This window comes from Gilliamella sp. Occ4-3, assembly GCF_001690675.1.
Lineage (GTDB): Bacteria > Pseudomonadota > Gammaproteobacteria > Enterobacterales > Orbaceae > Gilliamella > Gilliamella bombi.
The window spans coordinates 1-360 of sequence record NZ_LZHR01000004.1 but is presented as its reverse complement, the minus strand read 5'-3'; the positions used below and the strand labels follow the sequence as shown (position 1 = coordinate 360).

The following is a 360-nucleotide window of genomic DNA, read 5'->3' as shown; positions in this document are numbered from 1 at the left end:
GATAAAAAAACTAACCATCATTGCATTACTCATCAGTAGCGCACTAATTATATTTTTACTAAAAAATTGTAATAATTACCTTTATAAAGACCGCATACAGGAAGAAAATGATCGTATTAACCCTACTGGTAATAGAGCGGTTTGTCTTGCTGTGGGCGATCTGTATGCAGATATGTACCCCTATACCATTCATTATCTTGAAGGGGAAATAGATCCTAACGATCCTTATGACAAAATCGCTGCTAATAACGAACTTAACTTAAAACTATCCCTTTATGCCAAAGAGGGATTATTTACCGAAGAGCTGGTCGGTCACGATGGCGACAAGCCACTATACCGCTATAATTTAACGGATGAAGG

The 360-nt window shown here is 37.2% G+C and carries 1 protein-coding gene; it reads left to right on the top strand.

Translation table 11 applies throughout. The features are described from left to right. The coding region (locus A9G44_RS13385) for a hypothetical protein (protein WP_179854774.1) at positions 1-360 on the top strand (360 nt) is incomplete at both ends.